Below are 19,541 nucleotides of genomic sequence, written 5' to 3'. Positions count from 1 at the left end.
CTGGAGGCTGGAGGTGGAGAGGGTCCTGCATAGTGTCGGGCAGGGCAGCTCCATACAGGTCCCGGCCCAGCATCAGGCTAACTGGCTCTCAATACTTCGCCGTTGCGTATATCGCGGATGGTGCTGGGATTACGTCGTCCGCCCAGGCTACCGCCCAGCACCGCATCCAGTTCGTCCGGGAAGTATTGCTCGACCCGCAGGCGCGAGCGCGCCGAAGGCCGGCCGGCCGGGTTGGCAGAGGTGGAGATCAGCGGGCCGGTCAGGGCGCAGAGCCTGGCCACCAGCGGGTGATCGGTGACACGCAGCGCCACGCTGTCATGTTTGCCGGTGATCCAGTCCGGCAAACGGTCACGGTGCGGGACCAGCCAGGTATTCGGCCCCGGCCAGGTGCCGCTCAGGCGGTCCAGCCAGCGCTCGGGCAGATCCTCCAGCAGGAAGTCGAACTGTTCGATGCAATCAGCCACCAGGATCAGCCCTTTTTCCACAGGCCGCTCCTTCAGGGCGAGCAGGCGATGCACCGCATCACTGTCCCAGGGATCGCAGCCCAAGCCCCAGACCGCTTCGGTTGGATAGGCAATGACCCCGCCACGCCTGACCACCCGGGCTGCCTGCTGCACACGCCAATTACCGACCATTGCGACCTCCGCTGAGACTGTTCGGCGCAGTGTACCCAAGCCCTGGCTGCCGTCCAGCTGCACTCAGCCCTGACAGGCGACCCAGACGCCGTTTTCGCAGGCGACCAGCCCTTCTATCTCCAACTCGGTCAGCTCGGCCAGTATTTCGGACAGCGCCAGACCTGCTGCACCGGCCAGCGCTTCGCTACTCATGGGCGCTGCATGCAGGTGAGCCAGCAGGGGATGAGTCTGCCCGGATCGCTGCGAATCCTGTCTGGCCGGTACCTGCTGCCAGCCGCGCAGGGCTTGCAGGACATCCTCGACAGACTCCACCAGTGCAGCACCCTGGCGGATCAGCTGATGGCAGCCACGGGCACCGGGGTGATGGATGGAGCCGGGGATCGCGTAGACCTCCCGTCCCTGCTCCGCGGCCAGGCGCGCGGTGATGAGCGACCCGCTGGACGGACTGGCCTCGACCACCAGTACACCAAGAGATAGGCCGCTGATGATGCGATTACGCCGGGGGAAATTGGCCGCCTGGGGCGGACAATCCAGCGGCAGTTCGGACACCAGCGCACCACCCGCTTCGACGATGCGCGCTGCGAGCCCCAGGTGTCGCCGAGGATACAGACACTGCAGGCCCGTACCGAGCACGGCAATCGTCTTGCCGCCAACGTCAAGTGCGCCCTGGTGCGCCGCACCGTCGATACCCAGCGCCAGGCCACTGGTGACAACGAAGCCACCCCCGGCCAAACTCCGCGCAAACGCCGTCGCGTTGTCCAGCCCGGGCCGTGAGGCGCGTCGACTGCCAACCATGGCCAGCTGTGGCCGCTCGAGCAGCGCGGGATCACCCTCGATGAACAGCAGAGGCGGTGCATCCGGCAGTTCTTCCAGCAATCCGGGATAAGCGGGATCGTCCCACATCAGCACGTGGTGCCCCGGCTCCTCTAGCCAGGCCAGGCTAGCCGCGGCGCGCTCCCGTATCTCCGGGCTGCGCCTGGCGTCGGCGCAGCCGGCCGGCAGACCGAGGGAGCGCCAGGCCGACGCCGGAGCACTGAGCGCCGAAGACGCTTCAGGGAAAGCAGTGAGCAGTTTGTGCAAGCGCCGCGGACCCAGTTCCGGCAACAGGTGCAGGCGCAGGCGGGCTTCCAGTTCTGCAGGGGAAATGGCAGGCATGGGTAAACATTCCTTGTCTCGTCGCACCGCATCCATGCGGTGGCAGTCAGCATGAAAAAGCCCCGCATCGGCGGGGCTCGGGTAACTCAAGGGTTACGGATCTTGTCCATGACGGCGAGTGAGCGCGTGGCCTGCAACACCAGGCCATAGCTCAGCTTGTCGTAGGTACGGAAGACCATCAGCAGGCCCGAACGCTCGTCAGGGATCTTCACGTTTTCGCCAGTCACCCGGTCGCGAACGGTTTCACCGGTCTTGTAGACGGCCAGTACGTTGCCCACTTCCAGACCATCACGGGCGCCCTTGTTCAAGGTCACGACATCGAACTGGCCGATCTGGGTCACGCCACGGGGCACGTCGAGAATCAACCCGTTGATGTCCTTCTCAGGTTCGCTGGGCATGAAAGTCGAGTTCACCGCGCGTTCCTCGCTGGGGAACATCCGATCGCCGATACGTGCTTCCTGAGTGACGCGGGTCAGCATCATGGTCGCGATGTCGCCTTCCATCTCGAGGATTTCGGCAGTACCGACGTCGTCGGCGTTGATACCGAGGAATTCACCGGTTTCGGGATCCTGATAGGTCTTGCCCTGACGGAAGATACCGTAGACGTCGATGCCGTCCTCGAACTCGCCCCGACCGTAGATGCGATCGCCGGAACCGCTGATCACGCGCTCGGCGTTGCCAGCAACGATGTAGGGCGCGGCCTCGAACTCGGCCGCGCTGTCGACAATGCGGTTGCTCAGCAGGAAGCTGTTGATGGCTTCCAGCGGGATGGTACTGATGGCTTCTGCCATGGGTGTGGTGCGAACGGTCGGCGACAGCTTGATGGTGCCGCGCGACGCGCCACGGTTGAGCATGAGGCGCGGCTGGCCATCGATATAGACCAGGCTCAGGCTGTCACCGGGGTAGATCAGATGCGGGTTTTCCACCTGCGGGTTGGCGTGCCACAGCTCAGGCCACTTCCAGGGCTCGCTGAGGAAACGACCGGAAATGTCCCAGAGTGTGTCGCCTTTCACTACGGTGTATTGCTCAGGATGGCCATCCTTCAGCTCCACAGCGGCCTGCGCCATGCCGCCAACCGCCACCAGCAGCAGGGCGAGTAGTGATTTCCTCATGTGGTGAATCCCTTTATGATGTGCCTTCACGTAAAGCGCCCTAGCGCCGCATAAACCCTTGTGGAAAGCGGCGTTAAGCCGTTTACAAGCTGCTCGGCATCTTAGCAGCGGCTTTTGACTTTATTCCATAAGTGCATCACAAACGCATATGGCAATCCTGAACATCCTTGAATTTCCCGATCCGCGCCTGCGCACCATCGCCAAACCGGTGGACGTGGTCGACGACGGCATTCGTCAGTTGATCGACGACATGTTCGAGACCATGTACGACGCGCCGGGCATTGGCCTGGCCGCGACGCAGGTCAACGTGCACAAGCGGGTGGTTGTGATGGACCTGTCCGAGGACAAGACCGATCCGCGCGTGTTCATCAACCCCGAGTTCGAGTTCCTCACCGACGAGATGGAGCAGTACCAGGAAGGATGCCTGTCGGTGCCCGGCTTCTACGAGAACGTCGACCGCCCGCAGAAGGTGAAGATCAAGGCGCTCGACCGCGATGGTCAGCCCTACGAACTGATCGCAGAAGGCCTGCTTGCCGTGTGCATCCAGCACGAATGCGATCACCTCAACGGCAAGCTGTTCGTCGACTATCTATCCAATCTCAAGCGCGACCGGATCAAGAAGAAGCTGGAAAAACTTCACCGTCAGCAGGCTTGATCTACCACTCCAAAGGCTTGCAGCGCAGGCTGCTTGAAAACGTAGCGAGCGAAGGGCAGGCAAGGCAAAAACAGGCGAAAAAGCGCAGTTTACGAGTTGTAAATGAGCCTTTCGAGGCTGTTTTTAACGCAGCATGACCGAGCGCAGTAGTTTTCATGCAGCCTGCAGCAAGCCTTTTTTATCGATGAGTCTTCCTATGCGCATCGTCTTTGCCGGCACGCCGGAATTCGCCGCTCAGCATCTACAAGCCCTGCTCGACGTCAAGCGTCAGGTGGTAGCGGTGTATACGCAGCCGGATCGTCCTGCAGGCCGTGGCCAGAAACTGATGCCCAGCCCCGTCAAGCAGCTGGCGCTGCAGCATGACATTCCGGTGTATCAACCGCAGACCCTCCGCGACCCGGCTGCCCAGGCGGAGCTCGATGGTTTGCAGGCTGACCTGATGGTGGTGGTCGCCTACGGTTTAATCCTGCCGCAGGCCGTGCTGGACATGCCGCGCCTGGGCTGTATCAACAGCCACGCCTCGTTGCTGCCGCGCTGGCGTGGCGCAGCGCCGATCCAGCGGGCCATCGAAGCGGGCGATGGCGAGTCCGGTGTGACGGTCATGCAAATGGAAGCGGGGCTCGATACCGGGCCGATGCTGCTCAAGGTCAGCACGCCGATCACCGGAGACGATACCGGGGGGACCCTGCATGACCGCCTGGCCGATCTCGGCTCGCATGCCTTGGTCGAGGCTGTATCGGCGCTGGAGGCCGGCACGCTGAAAGGCGAAATCCAGGACGACAGCCTGGCTACCTATGCCCACAAGCTGAACAAGGACGAAGCACGCCTCGACTGGCAGCGACCTGCGGTAGAGCTTGAGCGGCTGGTGCGGGCATTCAATCCCTGGCCGATATGCCAGGGCAGCCTCGACGGCGTCCCAGTTAAAATACACGCCGCGCGTTTTTCCACAGGGCAGGGCGGTGCGCCGGGCCAAATCATCGAGGCAGGCAAGGACGGCCTGACGGTTGCCTGTGGCGAGGGTTCGCTGACGCTCACCCGTCTGCAACTCCCCGGCGGCAAGGCGCTTGGCGTCGCGGACGTGATCAACAGCCGCCGCGAACAATTCGCCGTCGGCAAGGTATTCGAATAATGTCGATGAACCCGCGTCTCGCCGCGGCCCGCGCCTTGGCCGTGGTGCTGTCGGGCAAGGCCTCGCTGAACAGCAGCCTGCCTGATGTACTCGCCAAGGTGGAGGCTCGCGATCGCGGCCTGACCCAGGAACTGGCATTTGGCACCGCCCGCTGGCAGCCGCGTCTGTCCGGCCTTGCCGAGCGCTTGTTGCAGAAGCCATTCAAGGCAGCGGATCGTGACGTCGAAGCCTTGCTGCTGGTTGGCCTGTACCAGCTGTTCCATACCCGGATCCCGCCGCATGCGGCCATTGGTGAAACCGTAGGCTGCGCGGAAAAGCTGAAGAAACCCTGGGCGAAAGGTTTGCTCAACGCGGTGCTGCGCAACGCCCAGCGTGACGGCGAAGCGCTGTTCGCCGAGCTCGAACGCGATCCGGTGATTCGCTTTGCCCACCCGCGCTGGCTGCAGAAGTCGCTGAAGACTCATTGGCCGGAACAGTGGGAAGCCATCTGCACGGCGAACAACCTGCATCCGCCGATGATGCTGCGGGTCAATCATCGCCAGGTCGAGCGCGACACCTATCTCGCGGAACTGCAGGACGCCGGCGTCGAAGCCTTTCCCTGCAGCCACAGCAGAGATGGCATTCGACTCGCCTCGGCCTGTGACGTCACTCAGCTGCCGGGCTTTGCCGAGGGTCGCGTCAGCGTGCAGGACGAAGCGGCGCAGCTGGCCGCTGGCCTGCTGGATCTGGCGCCCGGCCAACGCGTGCTGGATGCCTGCTGCGCCCCGGGCGGCAAGACCTGCCACATCCTCGAACGCGAGCCTGCCCTGGCTGAAGTCGTCGCCCTGGACCTGGAACCGAAACGCTTGCAGCGTGTGCAGGAAAACCTCAACCGCTTGCAGCTCGAGGCCAGGCTGGTGGCTGCCGATGCGCGAGCCACCGACGTCTGGTGGGACGGCCAACCCTTCCAGCGGATCCTGCTCGACGCACCGTGCTCGGCCACCGGTGTGATCCGCCGCCACCCGGACATCAAGCTGGCACGCCAGGCCGACGACATCGCGCCGCTGGCGACGCTGCAGGGCGAGATGCTCGACGCGCTGTGGCCGACCCTGGCGGTGGGCGGAATCCTGCTGTATGCCACCTGTTCCGTGTTGCCCACCGAAAACCGCGAGGTGATCGAAGCCTTCCTCGCACGCACGCCGGGCGCACGTGAACTGGACCTACCCCGGGGTTTCGGCGTCGAACAGCCGCATGGACGCCAGCTGCTGCCTCAGGACAATGGCCAAGATGGCTTTTATTACGCCAAATTGATAAAAATCGCGGCCCAACCCAATGGCCGACCTTCTTAAGGTGAGCCGGACGCCAGCGTCTCGACAACCCATGCTGCGGCGGTCATAGCCCGCCTTTCAGGAGCGATCGCGTGAAGATCATCATTCTCGGCGCAGGGCAGGTGGGCGGTACGCTTGCCGAAAATCTCGCCAGCGAAGCCAACGACATCACGGTGGTCGACACCGACGCCGATCGCCTGCGCGATCTGGGCGATCGGCTGGACATCCGCACCGTGGTTGGCCGCGGTTCGTTCCCCACGGTGCTGCGCCAGGCGGGTGCGGATGACGCCGACATGCTGGTCGCGGTGACCAACAGCGACGAAACCAACATGGTCGCGTGCCAGGTCGCCTATACCCTGTTCCACACGCCGACCAAGATCGCCCGGGTTCGTGAATCGGTTTACCTGACCCGCTCCGGTCTGTTCAGCAACGAGGCGATTCCGGTCGACGTGCTGATCAGCCCCGAGCAAGTGGTGACCAACTACATCAAGCGCCTGATCGAACACCCCGGCTCGCTGCAGGTGATCGACTTCGCCGGTGGCAAGGCGCAGCTGGTCGCAGTGCGGGCCTACTACGGTGGACCGCTGGTGGGCCAGGAGCTGCGCCAGATCCGCAAGCACATGCCCAACGTCGATACGCGCGTCGCGGCTATCTTCCGCCGCAACCAGGCGATCCTGCCGCAAGGCGATACGGTTATCGAAGCGGATGACGAGGTGTTCTTCATCGCGGCGCGCGGCCATATCCGTGCGGTGATGAGCGAGATGCGGCGGCTGGATGACAACTACAAGCGCATCGTCATCGCGGGCGGCGGCCACATCGGCGAGCGCCTGGCCGAAGCCATCGAGAGCCGCTACCAGGTCAAGATCATCGAGATGAACCCGGCACGCTGCCGCTACCTCTCCGACACGCTGGACAGCGCCATCATCCTGCAGGGCAGCGCCTCGGATCGCGACCTGCTGGTGGAGGAGAACATCAACGATGCGGATGTCTTCCTGGCACTGACCAACGACGACGAGGCCAACATCATGTCGTCGCTGCTGGCCAAGCGCCTCGGCGCACGCAAGGTGATGTGCATCATCAACAACCCGGCCTATGTCGATCTGGTCCAGGGCGGCGAGATCGATATCGCCATCAGCCCGCAGCTGGCCACCATCGGCACCCTGCTCACCCACGTGCGCCGCGGGGATATCGTTAGCGCCCACTCCTTGCGCCGTGGTGCAGCCGAGGCGATCGAGGTCATTGCGCACGGCGATCCGCGTTCGAGCAAGGTGGTTGGCCGAGCCATCGGCAAGATCGCATTGCCAGCCGGAACTACCATCGGTGCGATCATCCGCGACGAAGAAGTGCTGATTGCCCACGACAACACCGTGATCGAGTCCGGCGACCACGTCATCCTGTTTCTTGTGGACAAGCGCCATATCCGGGATGTCGAGCGGCTATTCCAGGCTGGCCTCACCTTTTTCTGATCGCCCGCCTTGCGGCTCTCTGGCGCCCTGCCAGCCTCCAGCAGGGCGCGTTTCGAGCCGGCGAATGAGACTGCGATCGATCGCTTCCGAATCGAAACCATTCGCCTCAAATGGGCTCTAGATTTCCGTTAGACGCTCAGCTTTTGTATGCTCGGAAACGGCACCAGACGGCGACCACCAGCAAAACGCTGCGAATAGCCGGCGGTGATGGCCAGAAAAACAACCGAGGCACCATCATCGCGAGACATGTCTGACTGCGTTACCCCTGGCCATAGCCTCCTAGCGCTAATGATCCGCGTTGCGGATTTCAAAGGAAACAGGAGAGACACCATGAGGAACTTCAGCATCTCACCCATCGCCCGGCTACTGATCGGTTGCACCGCCATGGCGAGCGTAACGGTCAGCAGCCTGACCCAGGCCGATACCCTGGACGACATCAAAAGCAGCAGCAGCGTCCGCATCGGATATGCCAACGAAACACCCTTCGCTTACACCGCCACTGATGGCAGCGTCACCGGCGAGTCTCCTGAAATCGTCGAAAAGATCTTTCAGCAAATGGGCATCAAGACCATCAAGCCCGTCCTCACCGAGTGGGGTTCGCTAATTCCCGGCCTGCGCGCCAGCCGCTTCGACCTTATCGCCGCAGGCATGTACATCACACCTGAACGCTGCAAGCAGGTGCTGTTCACCGATCCGCACTACCAGTTGCAGGACACCCTCCTGGTCAAGGCCGGCAACCCCAAGCAACTACGCAGCTACGAAGACATTGCCAAGGATGAATCGGCAAAACTGGCCATCATGTCCGGCACCGTCAATCTCAATTACGCCCGTAAGGCCGGCATCAAGGATTCGCAGATCGTCCAGGTGCCTGACACGACATCTCAGCTGCAGGCCGTCCGTACAGGCCGCGCCGATGCGGCAGTCGGCACTCAGCTGACCATGAGGGGCCTGGCCGAAAAGGCCGGCGATCAGGTCGAAGCCACATCCGACTTCAAGGACGATCCGGCCAACACCGGCTACGGCGCCCTGGCGTTCCGCCCGCAGGACAAAGCGTTGCGTGATGCAGTCAACGCCGAGCTGAAGAAGTGGCTGGGCAGCGAGGAGCACCTGAAGACCGTCGAGCCCTTTGGCTTCGATCGTTCCAACATCACTGACAAGACTGCCGAGGAGCTCTGCAGCGCTTGATTGGAGACGGCGCGGAACGGCTTGATCGCACCGCGCCACCCGCCATGACCCGTTCTGTTCTCGCTTCCAGCCCCCGGAGCCAACGTTGCAACGCGACGGGCCGGGCGATGGGTGGCGTGCCCACCGTCTGTCAGATCCTGCCGCTGACATCTATCCCGCCTTCATGCGTGAAGGTTCTCACCGCCAGACTGCAATTGCAGCTCCGATGCCCTGGGAACCAACCGGAAACATCACAATGAACGAACTTCTTCCCCTCATGCTGCAAGGCGCCTGGGTGACCGTACAGGTCACTTTCTTCGGTTCCCTGCTGGCGATCGCCGCCGCCCTGATTGCCGCGTTCGGGCGGATATCACCCATCGCCCCCCTGCGCTGGCTGGCCATCGTCTATATCGAGCTGTTTCGCGGCAGCTCGCTGCTGGTCCAGCTGTTCTGGCTATACTTTGTACTGCCGATGCCACCGTTCAACATCGCCATGAGTGCATTTCAGGTGGCGGTGATCGGTCTCGGGCTGAATATCGGTGCCTATGGCGCGGAAGTGTTGCGCGGCGCCATCCGCTCGGTCCATGAAGGGCAGTACGAGGCCTGCCAGGCGCTGAACATGACGGCCTGGCAGCGTTTGCGCCGGGTGATCCTGCCCCAGGCGCTGCTGGCCGCCATCCCGCCGGGCACGAACCTGCTCATCGAGTTGCTGAAGAACACTTCGCTGGTATCGCTGATCACCCTGTCCGACCTGGCCTTTCGCGCCCGCCAGTTGGACCAGGCGACGCTGATGACCATGGAGATCTTTGGCCTGGCGCTGGTGATGTATTTCGTCCTCGCACAGATCATCAACTTCGGCATGCGAACCCTCGAACGCCGGCTCGCCCGCGGACGGATGCGGGGAGGGCTGTCATGAATTTCTTCGACTGGCAATTCGCCTGGGACATCCTGCCGAGGCTGCTGGATGCCTCGCTGAAGACCATCGGCATCACCATCGCGGGCTTCGCCATCGCCATCGTGCTCGGGCTGTTCCTGGCCGTGGGACGTCGCAGCCGGCATCGCTGGCTCTCCTGGCCGATGACCGGGCTCATCGAATTCATCCGCAGCACGCCGCTGCTAATTCAGGTCTATTTCCTGTTCTTCGTCCTGCCCAACTATGGCCTGAACCTCAGTGCCCTGCAGGCCGGCATCCTCGGCATCGCGCTGCATTACGCCTGCTATACCGCCGAGGTGTACCGCGCCGGGCTCGATGCCGTGCCGCGGGCCCAGTGGGAGGCTGTCACTGCGCTGAACATGAAACCCCTCACCGCCTATCGCAAGGTGATCCTGCCGCAGGCCCTGCGGCCGATCCTGCCGGCACTGGGCAACTACCTGATCTCGATGCTCAAGGACACTCCGGTGCTGTCCGCCATCACCGTGGTGGAAATCATGCAGCGGGCCAAGAACATCGGCTCAGAGCATTTCCGCTACCTGGAGCCGATCACCATGGTCGGCCTGTTCTTTCTCATTCTCAGTCTTGGCCTCGCCTGGTTCGTGCGCCGTCTGGAAAACCGTATGGAGCTAGCCCGATGAACCTGTCCATGCCTGCCGACAATCCCAACCCAGCGACCGATACCGGTGAAGCGGACCTGATGGTGCAGTTCCGTGACGTCAGCAAACACTACGGAGAGTTGACGGTGCTCAACCACCTGGATCTGGACGTTCGCAACGGCGAGAAGGTTGCGATCATCGGTCCCAGCGGTTCGGGCAAATCGACCCTGCTGCGGGCGCTGATGACGCTGGAGCAGATCGACGAGGGAGTAATCATGGTCGATGGGGAGCCGCTGACGCACATGCCTGGCAGTCACGGCGAACTGGTCCGCGCCAACGCCCGCCACTTGCGTCATGTTCGCGGCAAGGTGGGCATGGTGTTCCAGAGTTTCAACCTGTTCCCGCACATGAGCACACGCCAGAACGTGATGGAAGCCCCGGTGCAGGTGCTGGGCCTGTCCAAGGCCGAGGCGCGTGACCGTGCCGAGGAACTGCTGGTCATGGTTGGCCTGGAAGACAAGCTCGATCATTACCCTTCGCAGCTTTCCGGCGGTCAGCAGCAGCGGGTGGCGATAGCCCGTGCCATGGCCATGCGGCCGAAGGTCATGCTGTTCGACGAAGTAACCTCGGCGCTCGACCCGGAGCTGTGCGGCGAAGTGCTCAACGTGATTCGCCGGCTTGGGGACGCCCACAATCTGACCATGCTGATGGTGACTCACCAAATGGGCTTCGCACGGGAATTCGCCGACCGCGTATGCTTCTTCAACGAAGGCCGTATCCATGAACAGGGGACGCCAGAGGCGCTGTTCGACAACCCGCAGAGAACGCGTACCCAGGAATTTCTCAGCGCAGTGACACAAGCCCATTAAAGGCAATCTGAACGCCGGGCCGGTCGGCCAGACCTCCGGCTTCACTGAAAGAGGAAACTAAATGCTGGAATCGCTGGAAAAGATGCTGGCCAAGGGCATGGACAACGCCATGCTGCGCTTCGGTCTCGGCAAAGGCTATCTGGACGCCGGTGATGCCGCCGCTGCAGCAGTGCATCTGCAGCGCTGCGTCGAACAGGACCCGACGTATTCGGCCGCCTGGAAGCTCCTTGGCAAGGCATTGCAGGCGACAGGCAATCCGGACGGGGCGCGTCAGGCCTGGAACCAGGGGCTGATCGCCGCACAGACACGCGGCGACAAGCAGGCCGAAAAGGAAATGACCGTATTTCTGCGCAAACTGGACAAGGCCCGTCAGCCGTAGGAAACGAGGCGACGCAGCTACTCGTCCTCCAGAACGAAACGCAGACCGGCACCCTCGACATCGACACGCATCACTTCCATTTCAAGCACGGGCGCTGCGATTGGCAGATCCTGCACCTGGCCGCTGACGACCGTTCCGGGCTGCAGCTCTGTCAGTTGTGGATGCTTGACGTAGACGCCGCTGTCGGAGAGATCGCGAGTCTGCCCCAAGACCTCGCCAAAGGAGTCATGGCTGATACGGATGCGGCACTTCATGGGCGCGCGCGGATGCAATCGCTGGTTCGGGTTTGCCATAACGTTCCCTGTCCCTGTCGTTTTTGGGTGTGCTAGTACCAGCGAGGTTCGCCGGCCGGACGCTTCTTGAAACGCTTCATCGTCCACATGTACTGGCTTGGCCAGGTTCGGACGTACCGTTCGATCACGCTGCTCATGGCGGCGACCGCGACCTCGACATCTTCGTCATACATGGCGGACGGGGCAGCCTCGAGGATCACTTTGTAGCCTGAACCATCCTCCAGGCGCAACGCATGGAGGAACACGCCGACCGCCTTTCCACCGGTGAGCATGCCTGGCACGAACTTGCTCGTCAGCGCCTGGGTACCGAGGAAGGGCACGAACACGCCGGCACCCTCACTGGGTTCGGGGTCGGCCGGGATCCCAACGGCACCACCACGACGCACCTCCTTGATCACGCTAATGATGCCTTCGCGGGTCGAGGGCGCCACCTTGTTGCCCAGCTGAACACGCTGTCGCTGCAGGAGATCGTTAACCGCCTTGAGCTTTGGCGGACGGTAGAAAATGATCGGCTTGCACTGGGCACAATAGAAGTGGTTGAGCACTTCCCAGTTGCCCAGGTGGCTGGTGATGCCGACCACGCCCTTGCCCGATGCCAGGGCCTGCGCCAGGACCTCAAGGCCCTCGACTTCCTTGACCAGCCGCAGCGTCTTGTCCGCGGGCCAGATCCAGGCGCAGGCGCTTTCGGTAAAGGTCTTGCCGATCTGCTGCAGGCTCCGGCCCAGCAGTTCATCCCGTGCGGCAGCGTCCAGTTCGGGGAAACATTTGCCCAGGTTGGTCCGGGCAACCTCGCGCGAACGGTTGGGCAGTTTGTACATCAGCCAGCCGATCAGCGCCCCGAGCCCCTGCACGGCTCGCCAGGGCAGCATGGCGAACAGACGCAGGAAGCCGACGATCAGCGCACCCTTGAACGTGTCCAAGCCTCTCTCCCGAAAATCAAAGCGGGTAGTGTAACTGCTTCCGCCGACGGACTCCCGCCAGCTAGAAGAGGGAAGGGCGCTGTCATCGCCCGGTCAGCGCAAGGGCAACATAGCGCTCGCAATCGGTGGTGTGGTCCATGACCAATCCGCACGCCTGCATGAAGGCATAACAGATGGTGGGTCCGACAAAGCTGAAACCCGCCTTTTTCAACGCGCGGCTCATGGCTTCGGCTTCCGCGGTCACGGCCGGTACCTGACTGCTCGACTCGAAATGGTTGATCTTTGGCTCTCCACCGACGAACGACCACAACCAGGCAGATGGGTCTTCGAGTTCAAGCCAGCGCTGGGCGTTGCGCCGTGCAGCCTCAAGCTTGCGGCGGTTGCGAATGATGCCGGGGTCGAGCATGCGTTCGTCGATTTCGGCATCGCTCATGCGTGCCAGACGCTGCGGGTCGAAACCGAAGAGCACCTCACGGTAACATTCGCGTTTGCGCAGTACCGTGATCCATGACAGCCCTGCCTGGGCACCCTCGAGGATCAGAAACTCGAACAGTACCTGCGCGTCACGCGTCGGCACGCCCCATTCGACGTCGTGGTATTTGATGTAGAGCGGGTCATCGCTGCACCAGGCACAACGTGGCATCTATGGGTAATCCTTGATCGGGCCGAAACGGCTTTGAAAGCCCCACCGGAAAGCCGGGGCCGGCGCCGGGCGGGACCTGTAATCGGGTATACTCCGGGGCTTTCTGTCGAAGCCAGCACAGGTGAAATTTTGACCCAGCCTACGCCTGCCGCGCGCACCTTCCAAGACCTGATCCTCGCCCTGCAAAGCTATTGGGCGGAGCAGGGTTGCGTGGTTCTGCAACCCTATGACATGGAAGTGGGCGCCGGTACATTCCACACTGCAACGTTTCTGCGTTCCATCGGACCGGAAACCTGGAACGCCGCCTACGTTCAGCCTTCACGTCGTCCGGCCGATGGTCGGTATGGCGAGAACCCCAACCGCCTGCAGCACTACTACCAGTTCCAGGTAGTACTCAAGCCCAACCCGGAGAATTTCCAGGAGCTGTACCTCGGCTCGCTCAAGGCCATCGGCATCGACCCCCTGGTGCACGATATCCGCTTCGTCGAGGACAACTGGGAGTCGCCGACACTGGGCGCATGGGGACTGGGCTGGGAGATCTGGCTCAACGGCATGGAAGTCACCCAGTTCACCTACTTCCAGCAGGTCGGTGGCATCGAGTGCTATCCGGTCACCGGCGAAATCACCTATGGCCTGGAACGGCTGGCCATGTACCTGCAGGGCGTCGATTCGGTCTACGACCTGATCTGGACCGACGGCCCCTTCGGTACCGTCACCTATGGCGATGTGTTCCATCAGAACGAGGTAGAGCAATCGACCTACAACTTCGAGCACGCCAACGTCGACAAGCTGTTCGAGCTGTTCGATTTCTACGAGGCGGAGGCCAACCGTCTGATCAAACTCGAACTGCCGCTGCCGACTTACGAAATGGTGCTCAAGGCGTCACATACCTTCAACTTGCTGGATGCGCGCCGGGCCATCTCGGTTACCGCACGGCAACAGTACATCCTGCGTGTCCGCGCACTGGCCCGCGATGTCGCGCAGAGCTACCTGCAGGCCCGCGCCCGACTCGGCTTCCCCATGGCCACCCCTGACCTGCGCGACGAAGTATTGGCCAAGCTGGAGGCAGCAGAATGAGTGCAATGGATTTCCTGGTCGAACTTGGCACCGAAGAGCTCCCACCCAAGGCGCTCGGCAAATTGTCCGAAGCGTTTCGCACGGGTATCGAAAAGGGCCTGAAGGAAGCCGGGCTACTACATGCCCGGGTTCAGGCCTTCGCTGCACCGCGCAGACTGGCCGTTCTGGTTGAGCGGCTGGAGACCGAACAGCCAGACCGCAGCATCAACCTCGACGGCCCACCGCTTCAGGCAGCCTTCGATGCCGAAGGTGAGCCGACCCAGGCAGCGCTGGGCTTCGCCCGCAAATGTGGGGTAGATCTGGCAGAGATCGACCGCAGCGGCCCCAAGCTCAGATACAGCCGGACCATCCCCGGCGAACAGACAGCCACCCTGTTGCCGGGAATCGTCGAGAGCTCGCTGAACGACCTGCCGATTCCCAAGCGCATGCGCTGGGCCGCACGTAAGGAAGAGTTCGTGCGCCCGACTCAGTGGCTGGTCATGCTGTTTGGCGACCAGGTCATCGACTGCAGCATCCTTGCCCAGCAGGCCGGTCGTGAGTCGCGCGGTCATCGCTTCCATCATCCATCCCCGGTGCGTATCTCCAAGCCCACCAGCTATCTGGATGACTTGCGTGCCGTCCATGTAATCGCCGACTTCGCCGAGCGTCGCGAGCTGATCGCCAAGCGTGTCGAGCAGCTCGCCAGCGAACAGAATGGCAGCGCCATCGTACCGCCTGCCCTGCTGGACGAGGTGACTGCACTGGTCGAATGGCCGGTTCCGCTGGTGTGCTCCTTCGAGGAGCGCTTCCTCGAAGTCCCTCAGGAAGCTTTGATCACCACCATGCAGGACAACCAGAAGTATTTCTGTCTGCTGGATGCCAACGGCAAACTCCTGCCACGCTTCATTACCGTCGCCAATATCGAATCCAAGGACCCGTCGCAGATCGTCTCGGGCAATGAAAAAGTGGTACGGCCGCGACTGACGGATGCCGAATTCTTCTTCAAGCAGGACAAGAAGCAGTCGCTGGAAAGCTTTAACGAGCGGTTGAAGAATGTCGTATTCCAGGCTCAGCTGGGTACCGTCTACGACAAGGCTATGCGGGTTTCGAGACTGGCAGCCTTCATTGCCGAACGCACCGAGGGCAACCCGCAATGGGCGGCCCGTGCCGGTCTGTTGAGCAAGTGCGACCTGGCCACCGAAATGGTCGGTGAATTCCCCGAGATGCAGGGCATCGCTGGCTATTACTACGCATTGAACGACGGCGAGCCAACCGACGTCGCCTTGGCGCTGAACGAGCAGTACATGCCACGTGGTGCCGGAGCCGAACTGCCGGACACTCAAACCGGTTCCATCCTGGCGGTGGCGGACAAGCTCGACACACTGGTCGGTATCTTCGGTATCGGCATGCTGCCCACCGGCAGCAAGGACCCTTATGCGTTGCGTCGTGCCGCGCTTGGCATCCTGCGCATCCTGATCGAGAAACAACTCGACCTGGATCTGGTGCAGGCGGTCAATTTCGCGATTGGCCAGTTCGGAACCCAGATCGAGCCGGCCGGCCTGTCCAGCCAGGTGCTGGAGTTCATCTTCGATCGTCTACGCGCTCGCTACGAAGACGAAGGCATCGAGGTTGCCTCCTACCTGGCTGTGCGTGCCGTCCAGCCAGGTTCGGCGCTGGATTTCGATCAGCGGGTGCAGGCGGTGCAGGCTTTCCGCAACCTGCCGGAAGCCGCTGCGCTGGCTGCGGCCAACAAGCGTGTATCGAACCTGTTGAGCAAGTTCGAAGCGAAGTTGCCGCCAACGGTCGAACCACGTTATTTCGACAACGCCACCGAGTTCTCGCTGCATTCGGCGTTGCAGCAGGCCGAACAGGCCGTGCAGCCGTTGGCCGCTTCGCGTCAGTATCGTGAGGCGCTGGAGCGTCTGGCTCATTTGCGCGGTCCGGTGGATGCTTTCTTCGAGGCGGTACTGGTCAATGCCGAAGATGCTTCGGTGCGTGCCAACCGCTATGCCTTGCTTGCCCGGTTGAGAGGACTGTTCCTTGGCGTTGCCGATATTTCCGCACTTGGCTAAGCCGGTGAAACTCATCGTGTTGGACCGCGACGGCGTGATCAACGAAGACTCCGATGCCTTCGTGAAGAGCGCTGGCGAGTGGATTCCGATACCGGGTTCGCTGGACGCAATTGCCCGTCTGTTCAAGGCCGGCTGGACGGTAGCAGTCGCTACCAACCAGTCCGGCTTGGCGCGCGGGCTGTTCGACAAGGCTGCCCTGGACGACATGCACTTCAAGATGCAGCAACTGGTAATGGAAGAGGGCGGTCGCATCGATCTGATCGTACATTGCCCGCATGGCCCTGACGACGGATGCGATTGCCGCAAGCCGCTGCCGGGGCTCTTTCACAAGGTCGCTGAACATTTCCATCTGGCAGACCTCAAGGGCGTGCCGGTGGTGGGTGATAGTCTGCGCGACCTGCAGGCGGGCGTCTCCCTGGGGGGAGATCCCTATCTGGTCAGGACGGGCAAGGGCATACGCACGCTGGAGGGGACACTACCAGCCGGAACCGAGGTTTTTGACAGTCTGGCAGCGCTGACTGATCACCTTCTCGGAGGGGCACGATGAACGCCTTGCTCCCCCTGAGGATCACGCTGTTCTACCTGCTCCTGGCGTTGACAGCCTTTGCCTGGTGCCTCGTCAGCCTGGTATGCGCCCCTTTCATGTCGTTTCGTACGCGCTACCGGTTCGTCGTCCAGACCTGGTGCCGCAGTGCCGTATGGCTGGCCAAGTCTGTCATCGGCCTGCGTTATGAGGTCACCGGCCAGGAGAACATTCCCGAGAGGCCGTGCGTGATCCTGTCCAAGCATCAGAGTACCTGGGAGACCTTTTTTCTCTCGGCGTACTTCGAGCCCTTGACCCAGGTGCTCAAACGGGAGCTTTTGTACGTGCCGTTCTTTGGCTGGGCCATCATGCTGCTCAAGCCCATCGCCATCGATCGGGAAAACCCCAAGGCGGCGTTGCGCCAGGTGGCCAAGCAAGGCCAGGAGCGGCTTGATCAGGGTGCCTGGGTGCTGATCTTCCCCGAGGGAACCCGGGTACCTGTGGGCGAAACTGGCAAGTTCTCCCGCAGTGGTGCTGCGCTGGCAGTGAACGCTGACCTTCCGGTTCTACCTATCGCACACAATGCAGGAAGCTTCTGGCCCAAGGCGGGGTGGGGCAAGCGGCCTGGCACCATCAGTGTGGTCATTGGTCCGGCTATGCGGGCCGAGAGTGAAGGTCCGCGCGCCGTGGCGGAACTCAACCAGCGCGCTGAGGACTGGATCAACACTCAGGTCAGGCAGTTGGAAACCAGCGTCTGACCAGCTGAAAGAAGCACAAAGAAGGGGAGCAGACCTGATCTGCTCCCCTTCTTTTTTGCATACCCGCTTTAGCTTTCGACGGAGCTGCGGATCAGGTGGTCGAAGGCGCTCAGCGAGGCCTTGGCGCCTTCCCCAATGGCAATGACGATCTGCTTGTACGGCACCGTCGTGACGTCACCGGCAGCGAAGATGCCCGGCAGGGAGGTCTCGCCGCGCGCGTCGACGATGATCTCGCCGCGTGAGGTCAGCTCTACCGTGCCCTTCAGCCAGTCGGAGTTCGGCAGCAGGCCGATCTGAACGAAGATGCCTTCCAGCTCCAGCTCGTGGAACTCGCTGGAGTTGCGGTCCTTGTAGGTCAGGCCGGTGACTTTCTGGCCATCACCCAGGACTTCACTGGTCAGGGCACTGGTGATCACGGTGACGTTCGGCAGGCTGTGGAGCTTCTTCTGCAGTACGGCATCGGCACGCAGCTGGCTGTCGAATTCAAGCAGCGTGACCTGGGCGACGATACCGGCCAGGTCGATGGCCGCTTCGACACCCGAGTTGCCGCCACCGATAACCGCCACGCGCTTGCCCTTGAACAGCGGACCGTCGCAGTGCGGGCAGTAGGCAACGCCACGGCCGCGGTATTCCTGCTCGCCGGGTACGTTCATTTCCCTCCAGCGCGCGCCGGTCGCGAGAATCAGCGTCTTGGCCTTCAGCGAGCCGCCATTCTCCAGCTTGATCTCATGCAGGCCGCCTGCGCTCGTCGCTGGGATCAACTGAGCCGCGCGCTGCAGGTTCATGATGTCGACTTCGTACTCGCGCACGTGATTTTCCAGCGCACGGGCCAGTTTCGGGCCTTCGGTCTCGTTGACCGAGATGAAGTTCTCGATGGCCATGGTGTCCAGCACCTGACCCCCGAAGCGCTCTGCCGCGACGCCGGTACGGATGCCCTTGCGCGCCGCATAGATCGCCGCAGCCGCGCCGGCCGGGCCGCCGCCGACCACGAGCACGTCGAAGGCATCCTTGGCGCTGAGCTTCTCGGCATCACGCGCCGAGGCGCCGGTATCAAGCTTGGCGAGGATCTCCTCTTCGCCCATGCGGCCCTGGCCGAACAGCTCGCCATTGAGGTAGATGCTCGGCACGGACATGACCTGCCGTACCGTGACCTCTTCCTGGAACAGCGCACCGTCGATGGCGACGTGGCGGATGTTCGGGTTGAGCACCGCCATCAGGTTCAGCGCCTGGACCACGTCCGGGCAGTTCTGACAGGACAGCGAGAAATAGGTCTCGAAGTTGTATTCGCCATCAAGGTTCTTGATCTGTTCAATGACCTCCGGTGCGGTCTTCGATGGATGGCCGCCAACCTGCAGCAGGGCCAGGACCAGCGAGGTGAATTCGTGGCCCATCGGGATACCGGCGAAACGCAGGCTGATGTCACCGCCGATGCGGTTGAGTGCGAACGATGGCTTGCGAACGTCGTTGCCATCGGTGCGCAGGGTGATCTTGTCGCTCAGGCTGGTGATCTCTTCCAGCAGGGCGAGCATTTCCTGGGACTTGGCGCCGTCACCGAGGGACGCCACGATCTCGAACGGCTGGGTGACCTTTTCCAGGTAGGTTTTCAGTTGCGCTTTGAGATTGGTGTCGAGCATTGGATACCCCGTAGTTGGTAAGGCTCCATCGAAGGAACCGGAAGCCGAGAAGTCTTGATGAAAGAAAGCTTACGGGCTGAAGGGGCTTAGCGAAAATTGAATATCCGTTCCATAGCCATGCAGGAAAGCTATCGCCCTGCTCGGTGTTCCACGTGGAACAACAACCCGTCAGGTTGATTTGCTGTCAGGTAGGGCAAACAGAATCCTCGACTCGACAGGCCTAGAGGTCGGAACAACCCTT

20 protein-coding genes are annotated in these 19,541 nt (G+C 62.1%); 13 read left to right on the top strand and 7 right to left on the bottom strand.

Annotated features, from left to right (window positions below; translation table 11 throughout):
* Positions 1 to 77: 77 nt before the first annotated feature.
* The 3 genes from tsaC to AC4LFW_RS19005 all read right to left on the bottom strand — a co-directional run bounded on the left by tsaC (position 78) and on the right by AC4LFW_RS19005 (position 2,902).
* Positions 78 to 635, bottom strand: coding sequence for an L-threonylcarbamoyladenylate synthase type 1 TsaC (gene tsaC / locus AC4LFW_RS19015; protein ID WP_491821082.1), 558 nt, complete (start codon positions 633 to 635; stop codon positions 78 to 80).
* 63 nt (positions 636 to 698) lie between these two features.
* On the bottom strand, positions 699 to 1,790 hold the full coding sequence (gene dprA / locus AC4LFW_RS19010; protein ID WP_491821080.1) for a DNA-processing protein DprA: 1,092 nt from the start codon (positions 1,788 to 1,790) through the stop codon (positions 699 to 701).
* 86 nt (positions 1,791 to 1,876) lie between these two features.
* Positions 1,877 to 2,902 carry a LysM peptidoglycan-binding domain-containing protein gene (locus AC4LFW_RS19005; RefSeq protein ID WP_491821079.1) on the bottom strand — a complete coding sequence of 342 codons (1,026 nt, stop codon included), beginning with the start codon at positions 2,900 to 2,902 and terminating at the stop codon, positions 1,877 to 1,879.
* Positions 2,903 to 3,050: 148 nt separating this feature from the next.
* Between AC4LFW_RS19005 and def the strand changes: the two genes are divergently transcribed.
* From def to AC4LFW_RS18960, 9 genes are all read left to right on the top strand, one after another.
* Positions 3,051 to 3,557, top strand: a complete 507-nt coding sequence (gene def, locus AC4LFW_RS19000) for a peptide deformylase (protein ID WP_102837680.1) — start codon at positions 3,051 to 3,053, stop codon at positions 3,555 to 3,557.
* 184 nt (positions 3,558 to 3,741) lie between these two features.
* A complete protein-coding gene (gene fmt / locus AC4LFW_RS18995) occupies positions 3,742 to 4,686 on the top strand; it encodes a methionyl-tRNA formyltransferase (RefSeq protein WP_491821076.1) in 945 nt (314 codons plus the stop codon).
* A gap of 5 nt (positions 4,687 to 4,691) precedes the next feature.
* Complete coding sequence (gene rsmB, locus AC4LFW_RS18990; protein ID WP_491822187.1) at positions 4,692 to 6,014, top strand: 16S rRNA (cytosine(967)-C(5))-methyltransferase RsmB; 1,323 nt, start codon at positions 4,692 to 4,694, stop codon at positions 6,012 to 6,014.
* Between the two features lie 71 nt (positions 6,015 to 6,085).
* Positions 6,086 to 7,459, top strand: a complete 1,374-nt coding sequence (gene trkA / locus AC4LFW_RS18985) for a Trk system potassium transporter TrkA (protein WP_491821075.1) — start codon at positions 6,086 to 6,088, stop codon at positions 7,457 to 7,459.
* Positions 7,460 to 7,789: 330 nt separating this feature from the next.
* Positions 7,790 to 8,644, top strand: a complete 855-nt coding sequence (gene ehuB, locus AC4LFW_RS18980; RefSeq protein WP_491821074.1) for an ectoine/hydroxyectoine ABC transporter substrate-binding protein EhuB — start codon at positions 7,790 to 7,792, stop codon at positions 8,642 to 8,644.
* 235 nt (positions 8,645 to 8,879) lie between these two features.
* Positions 8,880 to 9,539: an ectoine/hydroxyectoine ABC transporter permease subunit EhuC gene (gene ehuC, locus AC4LFW_RS18975; RefSeq protein WP_491821073.1), complete on the top strand. Its 660-nt coding sequence runs from the start codon at positions 8,880 to 8,882 to the stop codon at positions 9,537 to 9,539.
* Complete coding sequence (gene ehuD, locus AC4LFW_RS18970) at positions 9,536 to 10,195, top strand: ectoine/hydroxyectoine ABC transporter permease subunit EhuD (protein ID WP_491821072.1); 660 nt, start codon at positions 9,536 to 9,538, stop codon at positions 10,193 to 10,195. The genes ehuC and ehuD overlap by 4 nt, the downstream gene beginning before the upstream one ends.
* Positions 10,192 to 11,022 carry an ectoine/hydroxyectoine ABC transporter ATP-binding protein EhuA gene (ehuA, locus tag AC4LFW_RS18965; protein WP_491821071.1) on the top strand — a complete coding sequence of 277 codons (831 nt, stop codon included), beginning with the start codon at positions 10,192 to 10,194 and terminating at the stop codon, positions 11,020 to 11,022. The genes ehuD and ehuA overlap by 4 nt, the downstream gene beginning before the upstream one ends.
* 61 nt (positions 11,023 to 11,083) lie before the next feature.
* On the top strand, positions 11,084 to 11,401 hold the full coding sequence (locus tag AC4LFW_RS18960; RefSeq protein ID WP_491821070.1) for a tetratricopeptide repeat protein: 318 nt from the start codon (positions 11,084 to 11,086) through the stop codon (positions 11,399 to 11,401).
* Between the two features lie 17 nt (positions 11,402 to 11,418).
* On the opposite strand, the gene AC4LFW_RS18955 is transcribed toward AC4LFW_RS18960, so the two are convergent.
* The 3 genes from AC4LFW_RS18955 to AC4LFW_RS18945 all read right to left on the bottom strand — a co-directional run bounded on the left by AC4LFW_RS18955 (position 11,419) and on the right by AC4LFW_RS18945 (position 13,257).
* Entirely contained in the window at positions 11,419 to 11,694 is a 276-nt protein-coding gene (locus tag AC4LFW_RS18955) for a PilZ domain-containing protein (protein WP_491821069.1), read from the bottom strand.
* Between the two features lie 32 nt (positions 11,695 to 11,726).
* Entirely contained in the window at positions 11,727 to 12,614 is an 888-nt protein-coding gene (locus AC4LFW_RS18950; protein ID WP_491821068.1) for a lysophospholipid acyltransferase, read from the bottom strand.
* 82 nt (positions 12,615 to 12,696) lie between these two features.
* On the bottom strand, positions 12,697 to 13,257 hold the full coding sequence (locus tag AC4LFW_RS18945) for a DNA-3-methyladenine glycosylase I (protein WP_491821067.1): 561 nt from the start codon (positions 13,255 to 13,257) through the stop codon (positions 12,697 to 12,699).
* Between the two features lie 129 nt (positions 13,258 to 13,386).
* Between AC4LFW_RS18945 and glyQ the strand changes: the two genes are divergently transcribed.
* The 4 genes from glyQ to AC4LFW_RS18925 are packed head-to-tail and all read left to right on the top strand — an operon-like array spanning position 13,387 to position 17,666.
* Positions 13,387 to 14,334 (top strand): glycine--tRNA ligase subunit alpha, encoded by a 948-nt coding sequence (gene glyQ, locus AC4LFW_RS18940; protein ID WP_491821066.1) that lies wholly within the window; start codon positions 13,387 to 13,389, stop codon positions 14,332 to 14,334.
* Positions 14,331 to 16,385 carry a glycine--tRNA ligase subunit beta gene (glyS, locus tag AC4LFW_RS18935; RefSeq protein ID WP_491821065.1) on the top strand — a complete coding sequence of 685 codons (2,055 nt, stop codon included), beginning with the start codon at positions 14,331 to 14,333 and terminating at the stop codon, positions 16,383 to 16,385. The genes glyQ and glyS overlap by 4 nt, the downstream gene beginning before the upstream one ends.
* A gap of 4 nt (positions 16,386 to 16,389) precedes the next feature.
* Positions 16,390 to 16,932, top strand: coding sequence for a D-glycero-beta-D-manno-heptose 1,7-bisphosphate 7-phosphatase (gmhB, locus tag AC4LFW_RS18930; RefSeq protein WP_491821064.1), 543 nt, complete (start codon positions 16,390 to 16,392; stop codon positions 16,930 to 16,932).
* On the top strand, positions 16,929 to 17,666 hold the full coding sequence (locus AC4LFW_RS18925; RefSeq protein WP_491821062.1) for a lysophospholipid acyltransferase family protein: 738 nt from the start codon (positions 16,929 to 16,931) through the stop codon (positions 17,664 to 17,666). Before gmhB ends, AC4LFW_RS18925 begins: the two co-directional genes overlap by 4 nt.
* 68 nt (positions 17,667 to 17,734) lie before the next feature.
* Here the strand turns inward: AC4LFW_RS18925 and ahpF are convergent, their stop codons facing one another.
* On the bottom strand, positions 17,735 to 19,300 hold the full coding sequence (gene ahpF, locus AC4LFW_RS18920; protein ID WP_491821060.1) for an alkyl hydroperoxide reductase subunit F: 1,566 nt from the start codon (positions 19,298 to 19,300) through the stop codon (positions 17,735 to 17,737).
* Positions 19,301 to 19,541: the final 241 nt, after the last annotated feature.

This window comes from Stutzerimonas sp. C6.4V (assembly GCF_058536345.1).
Note: the sequence above shows the minus strand (reverse complement) of the source record. Positions and strands in the feature narration are given on the sequence as shown.

Coding starts and splice junctions, on each gene's coding strand:
- tsaC (WP_491821082.1), bottom strand. CDS start 635: ATGGTCGGTAATTGGCGTGTGCAGCAGGCAGCCCGGGTGGTCAGGCGT.
- dprA (WP_491821080.1), bottom strand. CDS start 1,790: ATGCCTGCCATTTCCCCTGCAGAACTGGAAGCCCGCCTGCGCCTGCAC.
- AC4LFW_RS19005 (WP_491821079.1), bottom strand. CDS start 2,902: ATGAGGAAATCACTACTCGCCCTGCTGCTGGTGGCGGTTGGCGGCATG.
- def (WP_102837680.1), top strand. CDS start 3,051: ATGGCAATCCTGAACATCCTTGAATTTCCCGATCCGCGCCTGCGCACC.
- fmt (WP_491821076.1), top strand. CDS start 3,742: ATGAGTCTTCCTATGCGCATCGTCTTTGCCGGCACGCCGGAATTCGCC.
- rsmB (WP_491822187.1), top strand. CDS start 4,692: ATGAACCCGCGTCTCGCCGCGGCCCGCGCCTTGGCCGTGGTGCTGTCG.
- ehuB (WP_491821074.1), top strand. CDS start 7,790: ATGAGGAACTTCAGCATCTCACCCATCGCCCGGCTACTGATCGGTTGC.
- ehuC (WP_491821073.1), top strand. CDS start 8,880: ATGAACGAACTTCTTCCCCTCATGCTGCAAGGCGCCTGGGTGACCGTA.
- ehuD (WP_491821072.1), top strand. CDS start 9,536: ATGAATTTCTTCGACTGGCAATTCGCCTGGGACATCCTGCCGAGGCTG.
- ehuA (WP_491821071.1), top strand. CDS start 10,192: ATGAACCTGTCCATGCCTGCCGACAATCCCAACCCAGCGACCGATACC.
- AC4LFW_RS18960 (WP_491821070.1), top strand. CDS start 11,084: ATGCTGGAATCGCTGGAAAAGATGCTGGCCAAGGGCATGGACAACGCC.
- AC4LFW_RS18955 (WP_491821069.1), bottom strand. CDS start 11,694: ATGGCAAACCCGAACCAGCGATTGCATCCGCGCGCGCCCATGAAGTGC.
- AC4LFW_RS18945 (WP_491821067.1), bottom strand. CDS start 13,257: ATGCCACGTTGTGCCTGGTGCAGCGATGACCCGCTCTACATCAAATAC.
- glyS (WP_491821065.1), top strand. CDS start 14,331: ATGAGTGCAATGGATTTCCTGGTCGAACTTGGCACCGAAGAGCTCCCA.
- AC4LFW_RS18925 (WP_491821062.1), top strand. CDS start 16,929: ATGAACGCCTTGCTCCCCCTGAGGATCACGCTGTTCTACCTGCTCCTG.
- ahpF (WP_491821060.1), bottom strand. CDS start 19,300: ATGCTCGACACCAATCTCAAAGCGCAACTGAAAACCTACCTGGAAAAG.